We start from the raw sequence: 24,717 nt of genomic DNA, 5'->3' as shown, positions 1-24,717 counted from the left end.
TGGGTTTTGGCAACGACATCAAAATCTGCCGGCGAAACCGCAAATGACTTTGCCGTCTCGCGGACAACCGTCGATAAAATACGCCCCGCTGCGCCCGGCGGGCGCTGCCACTCCATTTCATTTCAATACGTATAAAAAGTGCACCTCGGCATCGATCGAGACGTGTGCAAGCGGATCACTGTTTTTTGGGAAATCACGGGAAATCATGATGCAAACAAAATTGCGGGCTCTCTATCTGTCCATGGCCGCGGCCTCGCTGCTGAACGCATGCGGTGGCGGCGGCAGCGATACCGCGCAATCATCTGGCAGCGCGCCGGTCACGGTGGCGCCGGCAGCCTCGATCTCCGGCGTTGCCGCCACCGGCGCGCCCATTGCCAATGCCACCGTGGAACTGAAATGCGTGTCCGGCACGGCCTCCGTCACCACCTCGGCTACCGGCGCCTGGTCGGTCACCACCGCCGGCCTGGTGCTGCCGTGCGCGGCGCGCGTGACCGGCCCGAGCGGCGTGCTGCACACGCTGATCCTCGGCCCCGGCGTGACCAACATCACGCCGATCACCGAGCTGGTGGTGGCCAGCGCCACCGGAAACCCGGACACCGAAGCCTTCTTCAACACGTTCTCCGCCACCTCGGCCGGCGCGGCAAGCAACCGCCTGCCCACTGCCCTGACCTTGACCAAGCAGCGCCTGGCCAATCTGGGCGTGACGGTGGACACGCTGAACCTGCTCAACCAGGTGTTCCAGCCGCAAGCCGGCGACGCGTATGACGACAAGCTCGAAGCGCTGATCGTGCGCCTGAAGGCCAACAACGCCACGCTGGTCACTGTGTCGCAGGAGCTGGCCCGGGGCGATGTGGGCCCGGCAGGGGCAACGGGCGCGACCGGCGCCACGGGTGCGGCCGGTCCCACCGGGGCTACCGGCGCAATAGGGGCCACCGGGGCGACAGGGGCCACGGGGGCAACCGGCGCGCAGGGCCCGCAAGGTGCCGACGGGAGCAATGGCGCCACGGGCGCTACCGGCGCGACTGGCGCTACTGGCGCCACCGGTGCGCAAGGCGTGACGGGGCCGACGGGCGCGACCGGGGCCACGGGCGCCACCGGCATGCAAGGCCCGACGGGAGTCACCGGCGCCCAAGGCACCACGGGTGCCACTGGCCCGACGGGTGCGACCGGCGCCACCGGTGCGCAAGGCGTAACGGGTGCCACAGGGGCCACGGGGGCGACGGGCGCGACCGGCGCCACAGGCCCCATCAACCCAGGTCTGGGGCAAAACACCGGAAACGCGGCAGGCGGCGGCAGCGGCGGCGCCGAATGCACGATGGGCAGCGTGTGGCTAACCGCCACGACGTTCGGGGCAGGCCTGCCGGCCGATGGCCGGCTGCTCCCCATCGCACAATACGCGGCGCTGTTCTCGCTGCTGGGGACTAACTTCGGCGGCAACGGCACAAGCAACTTTGCGCTGCCGAATCTTGCGTCCGTCACGCCCAACGGCCTGACGTACATGATCTGCACTGAGGGCCTCTACCCCACGCGAAGCTAAGCAGCCGGAGGCCGGGGACACAAGAAGCCGGCTTCCTTCCTGCTCAAACCTCGGACGCGTTCATTGCCCGGGCGGCGCCGAGCGCGGCTGCGCGGGCACCGGCGCAAGGCTGCGCGCGATCACCAGTTGCTGGCTATCCCCGCTCGCCAGTGCCAGGTCCCGCAGCTTTCTGCGGATACGCGCCTGGAAATCCGGATCGAGCCCCGCCTTGCCGGCTTCATAAAGGCCGAGCATCTGCCGGAACACCAGCGCCGGCGCAGCGTCGGCCGGCAGCGCGCCGATCACCTCCGCCTCCCGCTTGCACCAGGCAAAATCCGCTGCGCCCAGGTCCGTGCCGCCCACCGTCACACTTAGCGTGCGCACCTGGCGGCTCTGCGCAAAGTGCGTGCTTCCGCGGCTATTCGTCATGCCGCAGAACAGATAGCTGCCCTCAACGTCCAGCACATACGTCATCTTCGGCACCGGCGCGCCATCGGCGCCACCCGTTGTGGAGAATGACCGGCCAAAATCGCCCTCCCCCACGATGGCGTCAAGAATCCATTGCGACTGCGCATGGCGCCCGGGCAGGCGCACCGACACGGTACGGCCTTGCCGGTCGGTCATACCGAAGACCACGCTGGCCGTGTCCCCCGGCCCAACCGGTATGCCGGCGATCTGGTGCTCAGGCAGGGCCAGCCGATAGCGCGCTTGCGCCATTGGTGCGCCGGTCACGGCATCGCGCAGCACGAACTGATGCCGGTATGGGCCTTGGCCGACCGTTCCAGGGCCGCGGTATTCGCGGGCCTGCGAGATGCCGGGCAGCGCCAATGCTGCCAGCAGGATGACGCTATTCAGGAAAGGGGAGGTTCTGGCCATTGCCACCATTGCCACCATTGCCACCATTGCCACCATTGCTACGATGCCCCTCATGTCGGATTGAATCCGCCCACACGCAGCGATTTTGCTGTTTATGGCGATTTTCAAGCGACGGATTCTACGTCAGCCAGGCCGCTGGCGTGGCAGCCTAGCGCCAGCCGATCACCGACTCGGTGCCGTGGCAGCTAGCGTAGTTGTCGCATCCGGCGCAGGCCGGTTCGGGACACGGGTGCAGGTCCAGCCGCTGGCATAGCGCGTGGTAGAAGAACTTCTTCCACTTCATGTCCGTAGTGTTGGCCGCGTAGAGCGAGGGGAAATACGCCTGCAGCAAGCGCGAAACGTCGTGCCGGCCCGACAGGCCCATGTCGTGCCAGAGATGAGAGCCGCCAAAGCAGCCGCTGGCCAGCGCGTGGGCGGCCCAGCGCGTTTCGGGGCGAGCGGGGCGAGCGGGATCGCCCGATGCGATCAGCATCTGCACCAGGTCGGCAAACTCGCAAGGCAATGCGGCGGCATCGACCGGCGCTGACTCCGGCGCCCACCCCGCCGCCCTGGCACCCGGAAAACAGTGATCCAGCATCTGCCAGAACTCGGGCTCGGCAAGCCCGAGCCATTGCGCGAACCGGGGCAGCCTGGCAGCGTTGGCGCTTTCCAGCACGCCCGCCAGGGCGCGGCAAGCCGGCTCGCCGGGAGAGAGCGAGAACGCATCGAGGATCAGCAACGACTGGTTCACGGGCAATGCCTTGTGGAGCCGGGCCGGCAACAAAGAAGGGGAATGCCCTAAGACCGAAATATAGCGATGTATATAACGGTAGTCAAACGCAGGCCGGAGCGGGCCGCGGCAGGCATGGCCTAAAGCTGGAGCAGCTCAAAGGGCATCGGGGGGCAAATGGCGTACCCCTGCAGCAAATCCGCGCCGAGCGACCTTGCCAGCACCACGTCGTCCGGGCTCTCCACGCCTTCGGCCACCGTCTGCATTTCCAGCGAGCGCGCCAGCGCCATCGAGGAAAAGAACAGCCGCCGGGCGCGCTCGGCGTGGCGTGCGCGGTGCAGCAAGATCTTGTCCACCTTGACCTGCTTGAACGGCAGTAGCCCAAGGGCCTGCAGCGAGGCATAGCCCGAGCCGAAATCGTCCTGGGAGATCACCATGCCACGGGCGGAAAGCGCGTTGAGGTTTTCCAGCAGACGCGCCTCGCTGTCGCGGGCAATGCGGGTCTGCTCGGTCAGCTCCAGCACCACGCGGGCGATATCCAGCCCATGGGAAATGCTTGCGCGCACGAAGCCCTGGACGAAGCCGGCCGCCGCCGCCGTCCTCGGGCTGACGTTCAGGGAGAACCGGCCCGTATATTGCGGAAACCGCGTCTGCACCCGCCCGCATGCGCCAAGGAAATGGTCCAGCAACAGCGTCTCCACGCCATGGCTGGTGATGCTGCCGACAAACTTGTCCGGGGCATGGTGCCGCCCCTTGTCGGACCAGCGCGCCAGCACCTCCAGCCCGACGATGCCACCGTGCTGCGCGCTGATCTGCGGTTGGAACACCGGGTAGATATGCCCGAACTCGATCGCACCAATGAGGTCCCCCCGCGTGAGCGAGAGCAGTTCCTCGTGATCCAGGCCGCGCTCCGTGGCATCCACGCCCTCCGATCCGCCTGAAGGCCACCCCATCCTCTGGCGCAGCCGGGCCAAGCGCGCGGCCACCGGATCGGGTGCGCCACTCTCGATGCCGGCGCCGCCCCCGTCCGGATGCGGCCCCCTTGTGCAGGGAGACACCGTGCCACTGAAAAACGCGTAACGCAATCTAAGCTCCTGGAAGGCATTTGGACGGTCCGGTGCAACATGCACACGCATCACATCAAGCTCGCGCGCTAGCACTCCATACCGCCATTCCGCCCGGCAATGCTACAAGGCTGGCCCGCACATAAGCAGACACATGCGCAGACACATGCGCAGACACACATATGCAGGCACAACCCTATTCTTTCAGTGCCCGCATGGCCACGCATCACGCAGGTTCCCCTCTGAAGGAGGACCACCTACCAAGGCAGGGTACTGACGTAATACAAGCCGTAAGACAATCCACACTAGCAAGACTGACCCCTTGCTGAACTGTTCAAGGGGTGTAGGAGCACCCTGCGCCTACACCTCCTTTTTTTTGCCAGGGTGTCCCGCCCAAGCCCGCATTGTCCCGATCCCCGCCTTGAAATCCCCGCCCTAAATACCCGCTTTAAAATCCCGAGAAGCGAATGCCGATCGAGCCATAGCCGTAATAGCGATCGAGCTTGCCCGCGGTAGCCGCGTTATAGAGAAACGGGATCGTGCCAACGAAGTTGTACAGCGATGCCTGCCCACGCAGGAACACCTCGACATTCTTCACCACCGCGTACGACAGCTCCATCCCCAGCGTATGGTTTGACTTGATCGGCGAATAGCCGTACGCACTGGCGCGGCTATCGACGTTGCTGCGCAACAGGTACTGGAACTGATAGCCCAGCCGCGCGCTGAAGTTCTCGTACTTCCAGCGCCAGGAGCCACCCAGGTTCAGGAAGCCGGCCGTGTAATTGAAATCGTCATTGATGTTCAGGCCGTACTGGCTGGCGTCCGTTGAAAACGACGCCGACTGCAAGTTGGTGTTGCCCACGCGGCAAGGCGCGGCCAGGTTGCCGCTGGCAATATTGTCCGAGCCAATGCTCACATTGAAATTGCACGCGCCCTGCTGCAGCCGCGTATTGATGCTGCCAATGGTCACGCGGCTGACGCCAAGGCCAATAAACCCGGTGAGCTTGTTGCGCTCGGTAAGGTCGCCAGAAAAAATCACATCGGCCTGGCCCTGGATATCGTTGGCGTCGTTGACCGTGACGCTGTTGAACGTGGCATTCCTGACCTTGAGCGCGGACGAGCGGGTCAGGCTGCCGGCACGGTCGCCCCAAAGGGAGAAGCGCAGCATGATGCGGTCCCGCGCGCCAGGCTCGGCCAGCGGGTCATAGTGCAAGGCCAGCATCCAGCTATCGATCTGGTTGTTGTCCTGCCCGTAGTCGATGCCGCGGCGCCAGTACGTGGCCGATCCCGACCACTTCGGCGAAAACTTGTAGCCCAGCATCAGCTTGCCGCCACGATAGTCGCCGGCATTGTCCGGCACGGCACCCTGGCCCTCTCGCAGGTTAAAGACATCCACGGTCTTGTTGACCATGTCATAGCTGGCCTCCACGCGAAATGACGTGAACTCGCCCGTAGCGGGCTCGGCCTGCAAAAACACATCATCGGGGGCCGCATGGGCAACGCCGACGCACGACAAACCCAGCATCAAGGCACCGGCATGGCGGAGCCGGCGCGTGCGATACAACAGCATAGGGAGACTCCGAGGCCGGGGGCGGACCTCATCCATGGCGTCAGCCAGTTCCTGGTCCGGCCGACTGCACACAAAAAGAAGCCGGCCACCCGTCACAAGCGCCAGATGGCGCGCATGACGAATGACCGGGCAGACCCTCCCCTGACCACGGGGAGGGCTTCACTGCGCACCGATCAGGGGTTCAGCGTGACCGAGGTCGTGATGCCGTTGCCGCTAACCGTAGACGTGGCGGTCTGCACCGTCTGCGCCAGCGTGTTCTGCGGGCTGCTGCTCACCAGGGTGGCAACGCTAACGGCCTTGCCGCCCTGGCCCGCCACCGCAAACGTCACGGGGAAGGTGCTGGTCGCCTTGGGCGTGAGCGAGGCGATCTGCGTGGCGTTCAGCGCGCCGGCGCTCTGCAGCTTGGACAAGAAGACCGTGAACGGCAGGTTCAGCGAGCCGCCGTTGGCGCTGTCGAACAGGTTGTCGGCCGTTGCGTTGGTCAGGCCCACGCTAGCCGTGATGCTGCCGCCACCGATGCGGAACGAGTAGGCCGTGTTGGCCGGCACCTGCGCGCCGGTCAATGCACCGTTGCTGAAGGTGAGCGCAACATTCTCGATGATCACGTCGACCTTGTTGCCGTTGTACGTGTAGCTCAGGCCGGCACGCACTTGCGCTGCGCCGCCGGCAAAGGCATCGCCGCTTTGCGAAGTCGCCACCTTGATGGAGCTCAGCGTACCGCCGGTCACCGTCACGGCGCTGCTCACCGGGAACTGCTGGCCGTTGATGGTCATGCTGGCCAGCTGGATGAAGTTGGTCGGCTTGACGCTGTTGGCCACATCGTTGATGGCGCCGCTGTTGACGCTGCCGCCCAGGTTGCCAGCCGCGGTCTGGATTGCCGTGGCGTTGCCGGTAGACACTGCAGCGCCGAGCGCAGCCAGGTTGGTCGTCAGCGTCGGGTCAGCCAGCGCGGCCGGCGTGACCGCCGCCACCAGCGCAGTGCTCGTCGTGGACTTGGCGCTGTTGGTCACCGCATTGACCGAGCCGCTTTGCTGCAAGGCGGCCAGCGTGGCGGCCGGGCTTGCGCCCAGCACGATCGTGCCCAGCGCGGTGTTCACGTTCGACACCTGGGTGGCCACAACCGGGCCAGCCAGCGCGGCGACGTTGGCCGCCACTGCGGCAATATTGGCCTGGACACTGGCCGGGAAACCTGCCTTGGCGTTCTGCACGGCCGAGTTGATCACCGACGTGACCAGCGTGCTGTTGGCCAGGTTAGCGGTACCCGAGGCGTTGTTCACAGCGTTAGCCACGGCACTGGCCGCCGCCGCCGCGGCAGCTTCCGCCGTCAACGTGCCGCCCGTGGCCTTCGACAAGCCTGCCAGCGTCTTCGCAACCTGGTCCACCAGCTGCTGCACCAGCACGGCTGCCTTGAGCACCGCAGCGTCCTGCATCGGGTCCAGCGTGGTGAGGTCCTTGCCTTGCAGGCCAAGCTTGGTCGCCAGCGCCGCGGCCTGGGTTGCGCCCAGTTGCGCAACCAGCGTCGTCAGCGGCGTGATCACCGGGGTCACGCCGGCCTTGTAGGTCACCGCCGGTGCCTGCAGCACGCCGGTGAAGGGCTGGTTGGTACCAATGTCGGTACCGCCGGTCACCTTGAGCGCGCTGGTGGCGCAGCCAGCCGGGAACGTGAAGTCCCCGGTCGCGTTAGTCGTGGTGGTCTGGTTGCTGCAATCGAGGAACGTCACCGTAGCCTGTGACAGGTAGAAGTCGACGGCCTTGCCTTGCACGGTGACCGATGGCGTCGTCGGGGTCGGCGTCGAGTCCGAGCCACCCCCGCAAGCCACAAGTGCCGCCGCCGCGGAAGCCATGATGCCGAGGGTAAAGATATTCCTGATATTGGTTTGCACTCTTCTCACTCCTGAATCGATACGTCGATATGTCGATATGTCAATGCGTCAATGCGTCGATACGTCGATAGGTCAATGGGTCACTAGGTTGTCTATGGATCCTGACCACGCCTTGGCAGCGCACCACATGTGGCGCCCTTCACCGCCCTGGCTCGTCGCATCTCATGGATACCTTGGCTGGCTCTTGCAATCGGAATCGGCAGCACTACAGCGAAACTGCGCTACTGCGTTACTGCGCTGCTGCCTTTACCAGCCTCACTAGATAAACAATCTCCACAACCGTGTCACCCCTACTAGGCGGGGGAAAGCGCAGACTTGCATATCGGCCCGTAACCCCCACCCCCGCGAGAGCTGCAACGGCATCGCTGCCGCGTGCCATTCCTACGGTTGTCAGGATGCGTAAAACGATGCCGGCTAACGCGCATTAACGCGTATCCAAGCCTTGCCTCGCCTCGCATCCCATGACTTCACGCTTAGTGCATAACCGGAAAATCCTCCCGCACCAGCCAGCGCGCCACATATCGGCCCATGGCTTCAAGCAATACATCGGAAGTCAGCCCCGAGGCGCCCGCCAGCGCAGGGCACATGATCCAGGTCGTGCCATCGTGCTCCAGCACGCGCAGCGTCTTGGCCAGATCGGCCGGCTGCAAAATGAAATCCCCCATGCGGGCTTGCTCAAGCCCGAATGCCAATACGAAATCCGAGAAATGCCGCTCGCCCAGGCACACCACCACCTTGGGCTTCCATTCCCGGCGAATGCCCTCGATAAAGCGAAAGCGGTTGCCGGCGCGGCACAGATCCAGGTAGCGCTGCTTGGGCACCAGCGCCGGCTGCCCGCGAAATGCCCTGGACCAGGGCGTCTGGCCAATCAGGTGCGCCGGCAACGGAAACAGGCTGAGCTTGAACTCCGCGCCCCCCGGCGCATAGAGATGCTGATCGAAGTAATGCTTCCAGTCGCAATCGCTCTGCGGGGACGCAAAGGTCTGCGCACGCGCCGCCGCCATGATCCTTGCGATCTTCTGATGCGACTGCCAGCGCTCCATGCTCTCGCGATGGCGCTCGCGGTATGCGCGGTCCCAGGCCCCCGGTTGCATGCGCGGCTCCAGCGGCGCTACCAGTGACTCGACCCAAGGATGCGGCGTGCTGTCGCAAAACCAGACTGCCGCCGCCGGATTTCCCCCTTCCATACCAACGTAAGACGCGAAGTACGCGTCCAGCTGCTCACGTGAAAATACTGTCTTCTGTTCTATTTCCATGCCCCTACCGCTTGGTGGAATTAAAGATGCCCACGCGCTGAGGCAATACTTACCTATACGACGTGACGGGCCGTGAGACGCCTCGAATGCATCGGCAAATCTCTAATAGAACGATGGAGACAACCCGCTGGCGGGGAATGCAGAACTTCCCGCGCTTTCGCGCTTCCCACCCGCTTCGTCTCGGATGCCGGCCGGCATAAAACCAAAGCCTGGCTCCGACGGATTTGACCTGCCTACAACCAATCTGGATCGGTGCTTTTCCCTTTGGGAAAACGATTGCCGGAACGTTTATCGTCAATCCCGCGACGCTCCGGCTACCGCCCCAAAAAAGCCCGATCTCGTTTGCGCGAAACAATCACTTGGCGGTGCAAGATTCTTCGTGAGATTTGATCATGACGCGCCCCCCTTTGGAGGGATTCGCGGCAGTCTTCTTTCCCTTCTTACGCGGGGTAACGACACTTTGCGCGGCATCGCACAATCGGGCGGCGGTAAATGGCACGTGCACGCCAAGTACGTGACACAGACATGGCCGGTACATGGCAAATACATGGCAAGTACAGGCATGCAAGTGGGACAGGCACAACGCGTTGCCTGCAAGAGCCCCGGTTTTTCGATAGAGTGGTGCCGATGCGCCGGCGTGTTGCCGGTCCTATGCAGCACCGGGTGCGCCCAACGCCCATGACCGAGCCTCCCATCGCACTTGCACCGCCCCGATCGGAACCACAGCCCACGGCCCCAGACGCGCGCGTGCCGCATACCCATTTCCAGGCAGGCGGCGACGGGCCCCGTGACGCCAGCGTGGGACAAATCCTCGCCTGGCGCCAACGAGTCGGGCATGTGATGGACGTCAGCCTCACCCGGGACGCCCTGGCCGCGCCGTTCCAGGCCTCCATCGACCGCTACCTGGTCGAGGACATGCTCTTCACGGACTGCCGCTGCGATGGCCTCTCCCTTGCGCGCAACGTCGCGCGCATCTCCACGGACACCATGCGGCACTATGCGCTCCAGGTCTTCGTCGAGGGCAACGCCGGCGTGGTCGAGGGCATGCGGCACAACCCGATGCCGCAACGGGGCGGCATCCTGCTCACGGACCATGGGCAGCCCATCCACATGCACCGGGGTGCCGTGCGCGCGCTCTCGGTCTTCGTGCCACGCGCGATGATGGATGCCATCTTTCTCGGCGCCGAGGCCGCACACGGGCGCATCGTGCAAACCAACACCCCGCTGACCCGGCTGGCCGTGGCGCACCTGACGGCGCTAAGCCGCGAGATCCCCTGCATGGCGCCGCAAGCGGCTGCCCGGGCCATGCACGCCAGCGTGCAACTGCTCACTGCCGCCTTTCGCAAAGGCGCGCGCCTTGAGGAAGGCGCCCGCGCCGCCGCGCGCAGCGCCATGCTGGCCCGGGCGCGCCGGCTGATCGACGCCGACCCCGGCGCGGCAGAGTTGTCCCCTGACAAGCTCCTCGCCAGGATGGAAATCTCCCGCCCGACCTTATATCGATTGTTCGAGCAAGAAGGCGGCGTGCAGGCCTATATCCGCAAGAGCCGCCTGCGGGCCGCCGCCGCCGACCTGGTGAAGTTCCCCAGCTTGCCGATCAGCAACATCGCCTACGGACTGGGCTTCAATAGTGCATCGGACTTCACCCGGGCGTTCCGCCGATCCCTGGGCATGTCGCCCAGCGACCTGCGCGCCTATGCCACCAGCCCCCTGAACACCGAATTCCGGCAAGCCGCGTTCGCCGTGCAAGGTGATGACTTCCGGCAGTGGCTACATCGGCAACAGTGCTGAGAACCCTGCTGAGAACCGGGCGGAGCCGCGCGCCAACGGCCACCGCATCGCCATCTCAGGCCGGGTAGTACTCCGCCTCGTAAAGCGCCGTCTCGTGCGGTCTTACCTGAAAATCGGCCAAGGTCAACCATTGGCTGATAAAACGCCCCATGGCGTTCAGCAGCACATCAGAGGCTAATCCGGCAGCCCCGGCCACCGCGGGACAAATAATCAGGTTTGTGCCCTCGCTTTCATAAACGCGCAACTCCCTCGCCTGATCGGCCGGCTGCAATGTGTGTGTGGTAAATGGCACGCCCCGCATGCCAAATGCCTGCAGATAATCCGCCTCGAAGCGCTCGCCAAGGCAAACCACCACCTTGGGCCGCTCGCGCCGGCGCAACTGGGCGATAAAGCGGAACCGGGCGCCATTGCGACACAGCGCGAGGTATTTGGATTTAGGGTTCAGCTCCGGCTGGCTGCCGTGCAGTTGCGTCCACGGCAACCCGTTCTCAGAACGGATGGCCAAGGGGAACAAGCTCAGCTTGAAATCCCATCCGCGCGGCCGGTAAAGATATTGCGCAAGATAGCGCTGCCAATCGCCGCTATCGTCCCGGCCGAACAGCACCATCTCCCGGGCCGCCGCCATGATGCGCGCAATGCGCTGGTGCGTTTGCCATTTGCCCATCTCGTGCAGATGGCGCAGCCTGAACTGCGCATCCCACGCCGGCACCTCGCGCGCCGGCTCAAGCTGCGCGGGCAGCCGCGTGCTGTCCGAAGTTGGCATGGCGTCGCAAAACCAGACCGCGCCGGCCGGACTTCCCCCCTCCATGCCCACGTAGGAAGCAAAGTAAGCATCGAGCTGCTCACGGCTCAGGGCGCCCCCACCCTGCTCCGTCATTCCAGACATATCAGACAAACTAGACAAACCAGCAAAACCAGATACATCAGCCATCACCAACACCCCCATCATGCCCGTCGTACGCCTAATGACCCATCAAGACACCGGATCGCTGCCGGCGTTGCCCCGGTTGCGTCGGTTCCCCCGCTCTCTTCGAGTTCTGGGGCAGGGGTCGCCAAGCCACCCCCTTTCGCGCACGCCTTATAGACAACGGTCTCTAGCCGCCAAGATTAAAGCCACGCCCGCCCGCCTCTTGACCGTGCGTCTCACTTTTTGGCAATTGGTGCGGAGATTGGCATTCCAGTTGGCAGGTAAGCAACGCCAGCCGCCCGGCATGGTGATGCGTGCGCCTCGCCGGCAAGCCATCCGGCACCGCGCCAGCCCGGTCCACGTCAACTGCAAACGCACCTGACAGAGCACTTTCCGTTTCCGCCACGGAGCCATTTCGCCAAGTGCCGAAAGCGCCATCCGATCCGCCAGTGCCGCGCGCCTCGATTTCAATCGAGCCGAGGACCCTGAAAAAAACGGGCGGATACAGGCAGATCCCCAACCGATGAGAGCGTGCGGGCCATGTCATCGACGCGCTGTCGATCCCCGAACGGGCCGATATCCCGTTCACAGGAAAAATCGCCGTCTACCCTGCGGACAACCTGGTCTTCAGCAAGTGCCGCACCGATGCCCACACTGGAACGCAGACTCGCCCGGAGCTGGTTTCGCAATTAGCAGGTCGACGAAGCGGCGATAGAGATCGAAAGCCCCTAATTCAATATCCGAGTCCATACCGAAATCCCCACTTACGTAGGGATAGAAAAATCGAAAAAGAAAGCGAAAACCTATTAGACAAATTAAATAGCGCTAGCCATGCACTAGCGATGCGCTAGTGGATTAGCGACACGCGCCGCCTCCACTCTCGCCCCTTCGACTTCCCTCCCCAGCACGAGCTCACAGCGCATTGCAGGGCCTCCCCCAGCAATGCCGCACCATGGCGCTAACAATCCCCTCGCGTTCCCTTCTCACGCAGGGTACCGGTAGCTATCACCGCGCCGCACTATTCGCACCATTCGCAAGACGAAGGACGCCTCCCGCGACGCCAGCCGCAACCGGCTCGCCCTTATCCGGCATTCCCTCGCCTCATCCTGCAGTACGCAATGCAGTCATGATTTACCGCACCAATCTCTCTGGTGTCGGATTCGCAATGTGGTCTATGCATATGACATCCGCGCTTACTCAATGGCTACTCGCACTTCCGCGTCGTGGCAAAGTCGCCTTGATGGTGGCAGCCGACTTGATGATGCTGCCCCTATGCTTCTCGCTCGCCCTGCTGTTAAGAAAAGGCGATGGCGATCTGCTTAATCAGTACGGCGCATTGCCGCCATTGGCGATTGCACTCCTCACCATCCCGGTGTTCTACCTGAGCGGGCTCTACCGCACGGTGCTACGGTATATCGATCTCAAGGTGCTGTGGATGTCTGGCGTCAGCCTGGCCGCACTGATCGGCCTCACCTATCTTGCATCGGTGCTGCTGCAAGATGGCTACCTGCCGCGCACGGGCGTGCTGATCTATTGGTTTATCGCCTTTGCGTACGTCGTTATCTCGCGCTTCCTGGCACGCGCGCTGCTGCGCACCTCGCAATACCGCAAGAATCGCGGCAAGGTGGCCCGGCTTGCCATCTTTGGCGCTGGCGAGGCCGGCTACCAACTGGCCCTTGCGATGCGTGCCAGCCCCGATCACCAGCCGCTTTGCTTCTTCGATCACGACATTACGCTGAACAACAAGATCGTGGCCGGCCTGCCTGTCTATGACGTGAGCCGCCTGGCCGACCAACTGAGTAAGCTGAGCATCGACGAAGTTGTGCTGGCCATTCCGTCAGCCTCACCGCAGCGGCGCCGCGAGGTGGTCGATAGCTTGCGCGCCCATGCGGTGGAAGTGCGCACCCTGCCCACTCTGCTGGAAATGGTGGACGGCAAGATCACCACGCAATCCATCCGCGAAATCCGTATCGAGGATCTGCTTGGCCGAGAACCGGTACCGCCCAACAAAAACCTGTTTGCAAAAAATACGCGCAACAAGGTCGTAATGGTGACCGGTGCCGGTGGCTCGATCGGCAGCGAGCTCTGCCGGCAGATCGCCACACAAGAGCCACGCAAACTGGTCCTGCTGGAACACTCCGAATACGCGCTCTATACGATCGAGCAGGAACTGCGGCAGCTCTTTCCCGACCTGGACGTGTCGCCGCGCATCGGCTCCGTGTGCGACCCCGAGGTCGTTACGGCCGCGGTGCGCCAGAACCGGGTCGACACGATTTACCATGCCGCGGCGTACAAGCACGTGCCCCTGGTCGAGTCGAACATGCCCGAAGGCATTCGAAACAACGTGCTGGGCTCGCTCACCGTAGCCGATGTCGCCCACATGTATGGCGTCGAGACCTGCGTGCTAGTCTCAACTGACAAGGCCGTGCGCCCGACCAACATCATGGGTGCGAGCAAGCGCATGGCGGAACTGGTCTTCCAGGCTGCAGCCGCGCGACCTAGAACCCGAACCAACTTCTCGATGGTGCGCTTCGGCAATGTCCTCGGCTCCTCCGGCTCGGTGGTGCCGCTGTTCCGCCGGCAAATTGAAGGTGGCGGGCCCATCACGATCACCCACGCCGACGTCGTACGCTACTTCATGCTAATCCCCGAAGCCGCCCAGCTTGTGATCCAGGCAGGCGCGATGGCCAAGGGCGGCGAGGTCTTCGTGCTAGACATGGGCGACCCGGTACGCATCGTGGATCTGGCTCGTACCATGATTGACATGTCCGGCCTTGAGGAAAAAACCAGAGACAACCCCGCCGGCGATATCGAGATCAAAGTGGTAGGCCTGCGCCCTGGCGAGAAACTCTATGAAGAACTGCTGATTGGCGACGGCGTCATCCCTAGCTCACACACCCGCATCATGTGTGCAAAAGAGCACTCTATGGAGGAGGCCACGCTGCACGACTTCCTGGCCGCACTGTTTGCCGCATGCGACACGCGCGACACGCTCAAGATCCAGAGCCTGGTACAAGCCATCGTGCCGGAGTACGCGCCTTACAGCTCACTGGACGGCAGCAAGCCCCGCAAACCCGCGCGTTCGCGCGTGCTGGTGCCCTTCCCCTTGGGCGCGCGTGCGCGCGGAGCGGAAGAAGTCCTGGCCGATTTTGCCGAACTCAACGCCAAGCAAGCCCACGCCAGCTGAGCCCAGGTTCGTGAGCTAGCCGCACTATCTGTTCAAGCAACCCATTGCATTCGGCAGGACATTGACACTCAGGCCGGCGGTACCGGCTACGGCGGCGATAGCGCCAGGGTTGTGTCCAGCCGGGTGCAGATCAAGGGGGGCCATGCGTCTGCCAGCGCTACATATCCTCCCCATGCCGCTGGCCGTGAACCTCCCCGGCATTCAGGCATAGTCCAGGCAAGCCCCCGCCAGTTCTCCAAAATCGCTCGGATCGAGCATGGCGCCGAGCAACTGCCCGAACGCATTGAGCTGCACGTCCGAAGTCAGCCCCGCACAGCCAGCCAGCACAGGGCAGATGATCCAGGTGGTGCCATCCCGCCTGAAGACACGCAATACCCTCGTCAGGTCAGCCGGCTGCAACAGCCGCTCCTCTCCCGCCGACTCATCGAGCCCGAACGCCTGCATATAGTCATTGGCATGCCGATAACCCAGGCAGACCACCACCTTGGGCCGCCAGCGCGCGCACAGCTTGTTCAGCATGCGAAAACGCGCGCCACGCCGGCACAGTTCCAGGTAACGATCCTTGGGCACCAGTTCCGGCTGGCCCCGGAACACCTTGGACCACGGCGTCAACCCATCGAGTTGCGCAGGCAACGGAAACAGGTTCAGCTTGAACTCGGCGCCATCTGGCGCGTACAGCCGCTCCCAGAAATAAGGCTTCCAGGCCTCGTCGCCCACCCGCTCGCCCAGCGCCTCGGCACGGGCCGCCGCCATGATGCGGGCAATACGCTGATGCTGGAGCCACCGCCCCATATCCCCCCGGTGCTTCGCCCGGAACGCCGCATCCCATGCGAGCGGCTCCATGCGCGGCGCCAACGGCCGCGATATCGGCTCCAGCCACGGATGCGGGCTGCGGTCGCAGAACCAGACGGAAGCCTGAGGGTTACCCCCTTCCATCCCGACAAACGATGCGAAGTAACTATCCAATTCTTCGCTTGTAAATACCCCTAGCTGCTGCATGCTACCCCCTAACGCTTGGTGGGACCCCGCCTTACCCATGCCACAGCGTGCCGCCCGGGCGCCTTCTACGAGGGCTGGCGTGCCGCTGTGATCGTTCGCCGAACATCTGCACACCGGCGGCGCAAGGTGACGGGCTGAAGCCCGCTCGATGGACAACGTCCTCAAGCGCAGCGTGCTGTTGGCTTGATATGTCTCGGCTCGACGCCATCGCATGGATGAGTGTCGGGGGGCGCCGGGAGCTTTTGCGTGTTACGTCATGGCCTGAGTGGCATCCCTTGCTTGGGCGCCATCCCCGCTCTGCGGCGGATATAGCCGGAAGGCCAGCTGCGGCGTTGCCGTGGCTGGCCTTTTTTATCTACTCACTTATGGTTTTTTGATGCACTCTCTCGAGATACCCACGATATTCCCCCGGCAAGCGCATATCGATATTTCACTGGAGAATGGGGCAGGAAGAGACAAGTGACAAAACCGTTCTGACCGGTGATATCCAAGCTCATCGCTCATCGGTTCCGCGATGAAAGCATGTATATAGAAAAGTGCCAGAATCGACGAAGCGAACGCTAACGCATAACCGCCACATTACAAATTTTATTATTTTGAATTCAGAGATAAGAGTTTTCAATCAACTACATTTTCGTGAATATTGATTTATCAGATCCATCCTGATGGGGGATTCAAATTTTGTTGCAGCAACGGATATGCGGCAAAAAAAGGAGGGCACAAATGCGGCCACGGGCAATGGCACGCAGCAGCCAGCGGAAACTGGACCCAACTGCACATAGCACCGCATTCCCGGGAGGCGCAGGACAACGGCAGTGGACTACACATAGCCGAGCGCCGGAGCTACCGCCTGGGGCGCCTCTCTCAGCCGTTCTATGTGCAGCATTGCCTGCATGCGGGTACGCACATTGAGCCGCCGCAGGATTTCGGAGACGTGTTCCTTTACGGTGTTCTCCGTCAACCCCAGGCGACGCGCGATGAGCTTGTTGGGCAGGCCCTCCCCAATCAGCATCCAAACCGTGAACTGACGTGGCGTGAGGCCCGGGAGCATTGCCGCATGCAACCCACCCGCCCCAGCCCGCCGCCACCCGCCGGGTTGCCGGGCGCCGAGCCGCCGGCGCCATGCGCCCAGGCATCCGCAGCGCGCGCCGCACTCCCGCTCAAGCGCAGCGCCGCCTGCATGCGGGTGCTCACCCCAAGCCGCTGCAGGATGGCAGAGACATGCTCTTTCACCGTGTTCTCCGTCAGCCCCAGACGGCGAGCAATCAGCTTGTTGGACAGGCCTTCGCCAATCAGCGTGAGGACCGCATCCTGCCGCGCCGTCAGGCCCAGTTGAGCGACAGCTTCTGGTGGCATCGCATGCTTCGCGTCAGCCCGGTTCGTCGAAGGCGGCCTCTCGGCATTCTCTTCCGGGGTCATCCAGGATTCGAGCTGAAGCGCCGGCGCGGGCCTGAGCCGATGCGAATCGGATTTCCCCCGCAGCGCATGAAACCAATCAAAACGCGGAGACATGAACACCCCATCCCTCTCCGCAACGTTCTTAATACAGCCCTCGAGCGGGGAACGGATAGCGGTTCCGGACTGTTCCATGTAACCCAGGCGAGAGAGCTTCTTGCCCCTGATACCGCAAAACGGATTCTCGATTTCCCGATAAAGGGTCCAGCTTAGCTGACCAGGAACGCGCGAACGCGCCCGCTGCATATTACTGCCGGGAGGCTGATTGACCGCTTGCACGGCATACGCATTGCCACGCGTGGCCCGCTCGATCTCGACGGCCGCGCGCAAGGCCTCCAGCCGGGCTGCGGGAAGCCGGGCCACCGCTGTCAGCAGTTGTTCGAACTCTATCGCCGCATCGGGAGCACATGACTGCAAAAGAAACGACGTCAACATAAACGGAAGAACTCGCCAATAGGATTTCGGGGATCTCGCCTACCCGAAGATAGCGAGGGCCACCGTTTGATCGAAGCAGCCGAACTTCTCTTTTTAGGCTGGCGGGATATACGGAGACAAATGAGATTAGTCCGACCACCATTGCGGACCGGGGTAATCTTAGATTAATCCTGCGCTAATTGCCAGACTCCCGGCCGAGTCCTTTTCACCACGCAGCACTTAGGGGAACGGGCCTGCCATGAGGAAAATAGGCAACGGTAACAACAGGACTTACGCGAAGGAGAATGCGGAAAATGCACGAACGTGCATCACAGGCGAGATACGCCATGCCTGCACAAAGGGAGCCACACGGGCAGCAACGACGCGCCTAATGGCTCAAGAAAGACTACGCACCCGCACAGATACCCGCCGCGTGCCGCTGACTGGATCCGTAGATATCTGCCGCGTATATTGCTCGGTAGCGCCGAACCAAATCGCCGCGCGTTGCCAAAGCGCCGCCTTGGTCGGATTGACCGTGCTGTGCATATCGACCAGCAGCACCACGGCAACTGGCAACGCGACGAGCAGAGACAGATGCGCCGGCCGCAAGTTCAGCTGCCAGCGCAGATACGTGCAGACCACCGCAGCACCCACCACCATGCCAGCGAGCGTTTCAGACAGCGTGTGATAGTTGCCGGCCAACAACGTTACCGCCATGAACATCGACGCCGCCAGCCCTAGCAGGAACCCGCATCGCGCGGCTCGCGGCCCCAGCGCGGAAAAGAGCAGCATGAACAGAAGCGGATAGATTGCCATGGTCTGCATGGCATGGCCGCTGATGCTGTAAAAGCCCAGCGCCGGCAGGCACCACCCACCCAAGTCAAATGCCAGCTTTCCCGCAACAATCACAGCAAGGCCGGCGCCGAAGCAAGCTATCCAACGCACAGCGCGTGCCCGATGCCCGCCCAGCAGCAGGGCGATGGCGATGGAAGCAGAAAGAGGCAACGTCCAGGAGCTATCACCAAAAGGGATGACGAGAGGCCACAGCGTCATGGTCCACCGCCCACGCGATCAATCCCCCGAGCCTTCCTGCAAGCAACAAGCACCATCCCCACCTTCACACGCTCTCCCTCATCAAGCTCGCATAGCCCGCTCCAACACCGCGCGAGCCGCGTGCGCGGTCCGCCCGACCTCCGCCTCAGTCAAGGTCGGATGCACAAGGAACAACAAGCTGGTTTCGCCAAGTTCCTTGGCCACCGGCAATCGCTCGGCCGGTCGCCATCCCGTATCGTCAAACGCCTTCTCCAGATACACCTCAGAGCAGGACCCCGAATAGCATGGCACCCCAGCGGCATTGATCTCTGCCATGATTCTGTCCCGATCCCAGCCCGCAGCCAACGCGTCGGGCCGCACGAACGCATAGAACTTGTACCAGGCATGCTCCACGCCAACCGGCGGCAAAGGCACCCGCAGCGCCTTGCACGGCTTAAGCGCCTCAACCAGCGTCATGGCATTCATCGTGCGCCGTGCGGTCCAGTCCGCCATGCGCTTCAGTTGAATACGACCAATAGCCGCCTGGATCTCCAGCATGCGCCAGTTGGTGCCAAACGACTCATGCAACCAGCGGAAACCGGGCGGATGCTCCCGCTCGTAGACAGCTTCATAACTCTTGCCATGGTCTTTGTAGGCCCACATCCGCGCCCACAGATCACGGTCGTTGGTGGTAACCATTCCCCCTTCGCCGCCCGTGGTCATGATCTTGTCCTGGCAGAAAGACCAGGCCCCGATGTCACCGATGGAACCGACGGCCCGCCCTTTATAGACAGCCCCGTGCGCTTGGGCACAATCCTCGATCACCGCAAGGCCACGCTCTTTGGCCAGTGCCATGATGGGATCCATGTCGCAGGGCCAGCCCGAGAGGTGCACGCAGATGATGGCTTTTGTCCGCGGCGTCAACACTGCACGCACCGTCTCGGCAGTGATGTTCTGATCATCGCGATCGACATCGGCAAAGACCGGTGTGGCGCCGGCCAGGACAATACTGGATACGGATGCCAGGAAGGTACGGGAGGTGACGATCACCTCGTCCCCGGCGCCGATGTCCAGAGCCTTCAGGGCAACGTCGAGGGCAAGCGTGCCGTTGGCTAGTGCCACAGCGTGGTTGGTGCCCACCCAGGCTGCGAATTCGCGTTCGAACTCGCGGCCTTCAGTGCCGGTCCAGTAGTTGACTTTGTTGGAGGCCAGCACGCTCTGCACGCTTGCCATCTCTTCGGGCGTAAAGCTCGGCCAGGGAGAAAATCCAGTGTTTAGCATCTTGACTCCTCTTACTTGACAAACGGGCGCGCTGGATTGCCCACCACCGTCACGCCAGCAGGCACATCCCGCGTCACTACCGCCCCCATCCCAACAACGGCGCCACGGCCAATGACGAGCGGCGCGCCGGGTTTACCCTGCTTGAGTACCGCGCCCGTGCCGATATAGGCATGGTCCTCAATATGCACATTGCCATTGCACTTGACGCCGGGAGCAAACGTCACGTAATCCCCGACCACACAATCGTGCGCAACGTACGAATAGATATTGGCGTGGAACTGTCTGCCGATCCGGATATTGCTTGTCAACGTGACGAACGGACAAAGGACCGCCCCGGGCCCGATGGTGACGTCATCCAAGACCACCGCGTTGAATGCACGGACGTCTACGCAATCAACACCATCCCGTTCCGCACGCAGCGCTAGTCTCTCGCGCACTTGGCTGGCCGCGATAGCGAAGCTCATTTGCTTATCGCCAGCTGGCTCCTCCAGGAACTGCGAATACGACAGGACCCGATGGCCATTGCTTATCGGTGCGTTGTCTCCATCGTCCACAAACACCAACTCAAACGGACCGCCTCCAGCGGCCGTCAGCTGGGCCCGCGCCAGCGGCATAACTTCACGCCCAAATCCACTGGCGCCATAGATTCCAACTAGCTTCATCGCTTACTCCTTCTGTTCGTTGGCCGGGACACCAGTGAATCGTGTCATCGTGGCCTCACCTGCTGCGTTGATTCCATCGCGCACCAGCACCTTCTTGACGGTCAAAGCCAGGATCTTCAGATCCAGCCAAAACGTACGATGCTCTACATACCAAACATCCAATGCAAACTTCTCATCCCAAGACAGTGCATTGCGACCGTTGATTTGCGCCCAACCCGTGATACCCGGGCGAACTTCATGGCGGCGGGCCTGCTCCGTGGTGTACAGGGGCAAGTAGTCCATCAATAGAGGGCGCGGGCCCACCAGACTCATATCGCCCTTGAGTACGTTCCATAGCTCGGGGAGCTCGTCCAGGCTGGTGGAACGAAGGAAGCGGCCGAAGGGGGTCAGCCGCTCCGCGTCCGAGAGCAACTCGCCATCCGGGCCACGTGCGTCGGTCATAGTGCGGAATTTGATCATCTGGAATGGCTTACCGTGCAGGCCTGGCCGCACCTGTTGAAAAAAAACAGGGCTGCCGAGCTTCTTCCGCACCTGCCTTATCAGGAGCAGAAGCGGAATGCCCAGAACAAGCAAGGCTATGCCAGCGAATAGGATGTCGATAACACGTTTCATCTTGATTGCTTATTTGACGCCAACCGCCGGAAAATAGCTCCGAAGCTGGCGACACCTACGGCCAGTGCGAGGTCATTCTGGTAAAAACGCCTCGCCCCCTCCCCCATCCGTTGCAAGTCCTCAGGCGAAAGGGAGGCCAGCAATTCAGCAGCTGTCGAAAGGGCTTCAGGGTTCTCGGATTCCGTAGCCATCCCTCCCCCCGATCGCATGACCAGATCGCCAGCATCCCCATCCACCGCCATTAAAAGCGGCTTCCCCACTGTCATGTATGCCTGCGTCTTCGACGGGATCGTTATCCGGAATAGTGGGTCCTTCCGAAGGTGTACGAGCAAGGCGTCCGCAGCGTTGAGCACAGTTCCCACCTCGGCCATTGGCACCGGCGGTAGGAACATGACATTCCGCAATTGCCGCTCAGTAGCCAGAGCCTTCAGCCTGTCTACCTCGACTCCACCACCCAGCAGGACAAAATACACGCGCGATTCCCGTGCCTGCAGCAAAGCGGCGGCATCCAGCACTGAATCCAGCGCTTGCGCTTTACCCATGTTGCCAGCGAAGAGGATGCGGAACCGTTCTTGGCCCGGGAATCCGTTCGGCAACCTGCCAGCTGGCGCGGCCAACGCAGCCTCATCGGCCCAGTTATAGATCACATCAACCTTCGCGGCAGGCACGCCACGCTGCACGAGAAGTTGCTTGAAGCCGGGCGACAACACAACAATATGATCCACTCGCCGATACACCCACCCGCAAACGCGAGCCACGATGTTCAATGCCCTCTCGTTCCTGACCATGCCGGTAGCTCGCAGCGTATCCGGCCACATATCCTGAATGTCATATACAACCGGAATGCGGCGAAACAGCCGAATCAGGCTTGCGGCGATCCCTACAGTCAAAGGCGGGTGATAGGCATAGATGACGTCAGCTCTTTTGGCCATAAATAGCCCATAGAGGAGAGACGACGCCGCAAAACTGACATAGTTCAACACGCGCTTGACAGCAGATTGATCGTGATTGGGATACAGAGGGACCCGCGTCACCTGAACGCCGTCGATCATCTCACGCTGCAGCGGCTTAATTCGATAGCCGGGGTACACCTTTCCGCTTGGATAGTTTGGAAATCCCGTGAGCACTTCCACATCAAAACCCTGACGGACCAATTCCCGGGCGAATACCATGCCTTTGAAAGTCGGCTCAGGGTCAAACCACTGCGTCAGCAATAAGATCCGAGTGGCCATGCGTCAGTACTTCTTCCACACCACGCGGTTTACGTAGTCGGTGTAGCTGTGAATGATGCGAAGCACCTTGTCGGAAACGTTTGGCATACTGTAGTCCGCGACCTGGCGCAGAAGCCGACTCTCACCGCGAGGCTGGTCCGCCAGAATCTCAATGCCCTGCAGAACCCGCTCTGCCTCTAGACCGACCATCATCACGGCAGCTTCCTCCATACCCTCCGGGCGCTCATGTGCCTCGCGCAGGTTCAATGCCGGGAAATTCAAGATGGAGGACTCTTCGTTGATGGTGCCGCTATCAGATAGCACCACCTTCGCGGCAACCTGCAGCTTGTTGTAGTCCGTGAAACCAAGCGGCTTTAGCAGTTGAACGTTCGAATGAAACTTCGCACCGATGACATCCACTCGCTTTTGCGTCCGAGGATGCGTCGAAACAATCACCGGAAGGTCGTAGCGCTCCGCTACAGCGTTGAGCACATTCACCAATTTGCCGAAGTTCGCATCGGAATCGATGTTCTCCTCTCGATGCGCGCTCACCACAAAGAACCGCCCCTCCATCACCTCCAGGCGGGCCAGTACGTCTGACGAATCAATCCGCGACCGATAGTGCTCCAGCACTTCCGCCATGGGGCTACCGGTCTTAATCACCATCTCGGGCGGCAAGCCCTCGCGAAGCAAATACTCACGTGCGATTGAACTGTAGGTCAGGTTGATGTCAGCGGTATGGTCAACAATGCGCCGATTGATCTCCTCTGGCACCCGTTGATCAAAGCAGCGATTTCCTGCTTCCATATGGAACACTGGGATCTTGCGTCGCTTTGCCGGTAGCACGGCCATACAGCTATTCGTATCGCCAAGAACCAACATGGCATCCGGCTTTTCGGCTGCCAGCACACTATCCACAGCTATGATGATCTTGCCGATCGTCTCTGCTGCGCTGCCGCCCGCTGCATTCAGAAAATGGTCAGGCTTTCGAATACCCAAATCATCAAAAAATATCTGATTGAGTTCGTAGTCGTAGTTTTGCCCGGTATGCACCAGCACATGATCGCAATACTCATCGAGTCGAGCAAGAACGCGCGAGAGGCGGATGATCTCCGGCCGTGTACCGACCACAGTCATGACTTTGAGTCTATTCATAGCGTTCCTGCTTATAGCGGACAAGAAAAAGTGTCTGGACGGGCACGATCAAACACCTCGTTAGCCCATAACATGACGATCATCTCGTCGGTGCCGATGTTCGTGATGTCATGCGTCCAACCCGGCACGGTCTCCACAATCTCCGGCTTTTCGCCCGAGGTGAGCAGTTCATGAGATTGACCGGTCTGCATATGGCGGAACTTGAACCGCGCCTGGCCTTTGATCACGAGGAACTTCTCCGTCTTCGTGTGATGATAGTGGCCACCCCGCGTGATACCGGGATGGGCTGTAAAAAAAGAGAATTGGCCGGAGTCCGATGTCTTGAGCATTTCGACGAACACACCGCGGGGGTCACCGTGCTGCGGCACCGAGTATGCAAACGATTCCACCGGCAGGTAGCTTACGTAAGTAGCATATAGCGCCCGCAGCAGCCCCGTACCCACGCGCTCGGTCATCAGCGTTGTTCGGCTATCCTTGAAAGCCTGAATCTGATCTGCAAGCTCGCCCACCGTCGTGGTGTACTGCGGCGAAATGATAGCGAAACCGTCGCTCCCAGCGGCAGCATCCGCGCCGTCCATTAGCTGTACAAAACGCTCTATCACATCGTCTACATAGGCCAGCCTTACGACCGCAGCAGGATCATTAATATGGATGGGCAAATCGCGCGCGATATTGTGACAGAAGGTTGCCACCGCGGAGTTGTAGTTTGGCTTGCACCACTTACCGAACACGTTCGGCAACCGAAAGATATGCACCGGCACTTGGTGACTGTGCGCAGCCGCACGCAGCGCCTGCTCCGCCTCGTGCTTGCTTTGGCCGTATACATTTCCACGCGCCGCCTGGATAGACGACGTATACACGATGGGCACCCTCTTGCCGGAGGTCTCAGCCACCGCGCATACAGCTCGACACAGCGCCTGCGTCAGCTCCACGTTACCGGCGGCGAAATCCCGAGGATCCTGCGAGCGATTCACTCCGGCCAGATGAAAAACAAAGTCAAGTCCTTGTAGCAGATCCGGTAGTTTTGCCACGTCATCAGCGCGGGTGAAAGACACTACCTGTACGTCCTTGCGCTCGGCCAGGTGAAGCTGCAAGTTCTTGCCGACAAAGCCGTTTGCTCCAGTGATAAGCACCTTCATA

The 24,717-nt window shown here is 61.8% G+C and carries 19 protein-coding genes and 1 pseudogene; 3 read left to right on the top strand and 17 right to left on the bottom strand.

All coding sequences use genetic code 11. The annotated features are described in order from the left end of the window. Positions 1–205 precede the first annotated feature (205 nt). Positions 206–1,537: a tail fiber protein gene (locus F7R26_RS25110; RefSeq protein ID WP_241754718.1), complete on the top strand. Its 1,332-nt coding sequence runs from the start codon at positions 206–208 to the stop codon at positions 1,535–1,537. 60 nt (positions 1,538–1,597) lie between these two features. Here F7R26_RS25110 and F7R26_RS25105 read toward each other — a convergent pair whose 3' ends face one another. The 6 genes from F7R26_RS25105 to F7R26_RS25080 all read right to left on the bottom strand — a co-directional run bounded on the left by F7R26_RS25105 (position 1,598) and on the right by F7R26_RS25080 (position 8,868). Beyond that, a complete protein-coding gene (locus F7R26_RS25105; protein WP_150988908.1) occupies positions 1,598–2,446 on the bottom strand; it encodes a hypothetical protein in 849 nt (282 codons plus the stop codon). A 94-nt stretch (positions 2,447–2,540) separates the two neighbouring features. After that, positions 2,541–3,122: a nitrogen fixation protein NifQ gene (locus F7R26_RS25100; protein WP_170301942.1), complete on the bottom strand. Its 582-nt coding sequence runs from the start codon at positions 3,120–3,122 to the stop codon at positions 2,541–2,543. 119 nt (positions 3,123–3,241) lie between these two features. Further along, complete coding sequence (locus tag F7R26_RS25095) at positions 3,242–4,024, bottom strand: EAL domain-containing protein (protein ID WP_241754717.1); 783 nt, start codon at positions 4,022–4,024, stop codon at positions 3,242–3,244. Positions 4,025–4,613: 589 nt separating this feature from the next. Then, the gene (locus tag F7R26_RS25090; RefSeq protein ID WP_150988904.1) at positions 4,614–5,735 is read right to left on the bottom strand and encodes a hypothetical protein; all 1,122 of its coding nucleotides are present in this window, start codon (positions 5,733–5,735) and stop codon (positions 4,614–4,616) included. 173 nt (positions 5,736–5,908) lie between these two features. Next, positions 5,909–7,618, bottom strand: coding sequence for a hypothetical protein (locus F7R26_RS25085; protein ID WP_150988901.1), 1,710 nt, complete (start codon positions 7,616–7,618; stop codon positions 5,909–5,911). A 473-nt stretch (positions 7,619–8,091) separates the two neighbouring features. Further along, positions 8,092–8,868, bottom strand: a complete 777-nt coding sequence (locus F7R26_RS25080) for an XpsR family transcriptional regulator (RefSeq protein ID WP_241754772.1) — start codon at positions 8,866–8,868, stop codon at positions 8,092–8,094. A gap of 846 nt (positions 8,869–9,714) precedes the next feature. Here F7R26_RS25080 and F7R26_RS25075 point away from each other — a divergent pair. Beyond that, complete coding sequence (locus tag F7R26_RS25075; protein ID WP_150988895.1) at positions 9,715–10,662, top strand: helix-turn-helix domain-containing protein; 948 nt, start codon at positions 9,715–9,717, stop codon at positions 10,660–10,662. A gap of 55 nt (positions 10,663–10,717) precedes the next feature. Here the strand turns inward: F7R26_RS25075 and F7R26_RS25070 are convergent, their stop codons facing one another. Continuing rightward, positions 10,718–11,539: a transcriptional regulator gene (locus tag F7R26_RS25070; RefSeq protein ID WP_150989045.1), complete on the bottom strand. Its 822-nt coding sequence runs from the start codon at positions 11,537–11,539 to the stop codon at positions 10,718–10,720. A gap of 1,210 nt (positions 11,540–12,749) precedes the next feature. On the opposite strand from F7R26_RS25070, the gene F7R26_RS25065 reads away from it, so the two are divergent. Beyond that, positions 12,750–14,756, top strand: a complete 2,007-nt coding sequence (locus tag F7R26_RS25065; RefSeq protein ID WP_150989042.1) for a polysaccharide biosynthesis protein — start codon at positions 12,750–12,752, stop codon at positions 14,754–14,756. A gap of 201 nt (positions 14,757–14,957) precedes the next feature. On the opposite strand, the gene F7R26_RS25060 is transcribed toward F7R26_RS25065, so the two are convergent. From F7R26_RS25060 to wbjC, 10 genes and pseudogenes are all read right to left on the bottom strand, one after another. Next, entirely contained in the window at positions 14,958–15,599 is a 642-nt protein-coding gene (locus F7R26_RS25060) for an XpsR family transcriptional regulator (RefSeq protein WP_193692241.1), read from the bottom strand. A gap of 976 nt (positions 15,600–16,575) precedes the next feature. Beyond that, positions 16,576–16,797, bottom strand: a pseudogene (locus F7R26_RS25055) (response regulator transcription factor); the annotation flags it as partial. Beyond that, on the bottom strand, positions 16,761–17,645 hold the full coding sequence (locus tag F7R26_RS41625) for a response regulator transcription factor (RefSeq protein ID WP_416351363.1): 885 nt from the start codon (positions 17,643–17,645) through the stop codon (positions 16,761–16,763). The gene F7R26_RS41625 and the pseudogene F7R26_RS25055, both read right to left, overlap by 37 nt. Positions 17,646–18,020: 375 nt before the next feature. After that, entirely contained in the window at positions 18,021–18,677 is a 657-nt protein-coding gene (locus tag F7R26_RS25045) for a phosphatase PAP2 family protein (RefSeq protein ID WP_150988892.1), read from the bottom strand. Between the two features lie 81 nt (positions 18,678–18,758). Beyond that, the gene (locus F7R26_RS25040; RefSeq protein WP_150988889.1) at positions 18,759–19,937 is read right to left on the bottom strand and encodes a DegT/DnrJ/EryC1/StrS family aminotransferase; all 1,179 of its coding nucleotides are present in this window, start codon (positions 19,935–19,937) and stop codon (positions 18,759–18,761) included. Positions 19,938–19,948: 11 nt separating this feature from the next. Beyond that, positions 19,949–20,599: an acetyltransferase gene (locus tag F7R26_RS25035; protein ID WP_150988886.1), complete on the bottom strand. Its 651-nt coding sequence runs from the start codon at positions 20,597–20,599 to the stop codon at positions 19,949–19,951. 3 nt (positions 20,600–20,602) lie between these two features. Next, entirely contained in the window at positions 20,603–21,211 is a 609-nt protein-coding gene (locus tag F7R26_RS25030) for a sugar transferase (RefSeq protein ID WP_150988883.1), read from the bottom strand. Further along, entirely contained in the window at positions 21,208–22,443 is a 1,236-nt protein-coding gene (locus F7R26_RS25025; RefSeq protein WP_150988880.1) for a glycosyltransferase family 4 protein, read from the bottom strand. Before F7R26_RS25025 ends, F7R26_RS25030 begins: the two co-directional genes overlap by 4 nt. A 3-nt stretch (positions 22,444–22,446) precedes the next feature. Then, the gene (wecB, locus tag F7R26_RS25020) at positions 22,447–23,577 is read right to left on the bottom strand and encodes a non-hydrolyzing UDP-N-acetylglucosamine 2-epimerase (protein WP_150988877.1); all 1,131 of its coding nucleotides are present in this window, start codon (positions 23,575–23,577) and stop codon (positions 22,447–22,449) included. Between the two features lie 11 nt (positions 23,578–23,588). Further along, the gene (gene wbjC, locus F7R26_RS25015) at positions 23,589–24,716 is read right to left on the bottom strand and encodes a UDP-2-acetamido-2,6-beta-L-arabino-hexul-4-ose reductase (RefSeq protein ID WP_150988875.1); all 1,128 of its coding nucleotides are present in this window, start codon (positions 24,714–24,716) and stop codon (positions 23,589–23,591) included. Position 24,717: the final 1 nt, after the last annotated feature.

Origin of the sequence: Cupriavidus basilensis (genome assembly GCF_008801925.2) — a bacterium.
GTDB classification, from domain to species: Bacteria; Pseudomonadota; Gammaproteobacteria; order Burkholderiales; family Burkholderiaceae; genus Cupriavidus; species Cupriavidus basilensis.
The sequence above is the reverse complement of the archived record's forward strand: the minus strand, read 5'-3'. Positions and strand labels throughout refer to the sequence as shown.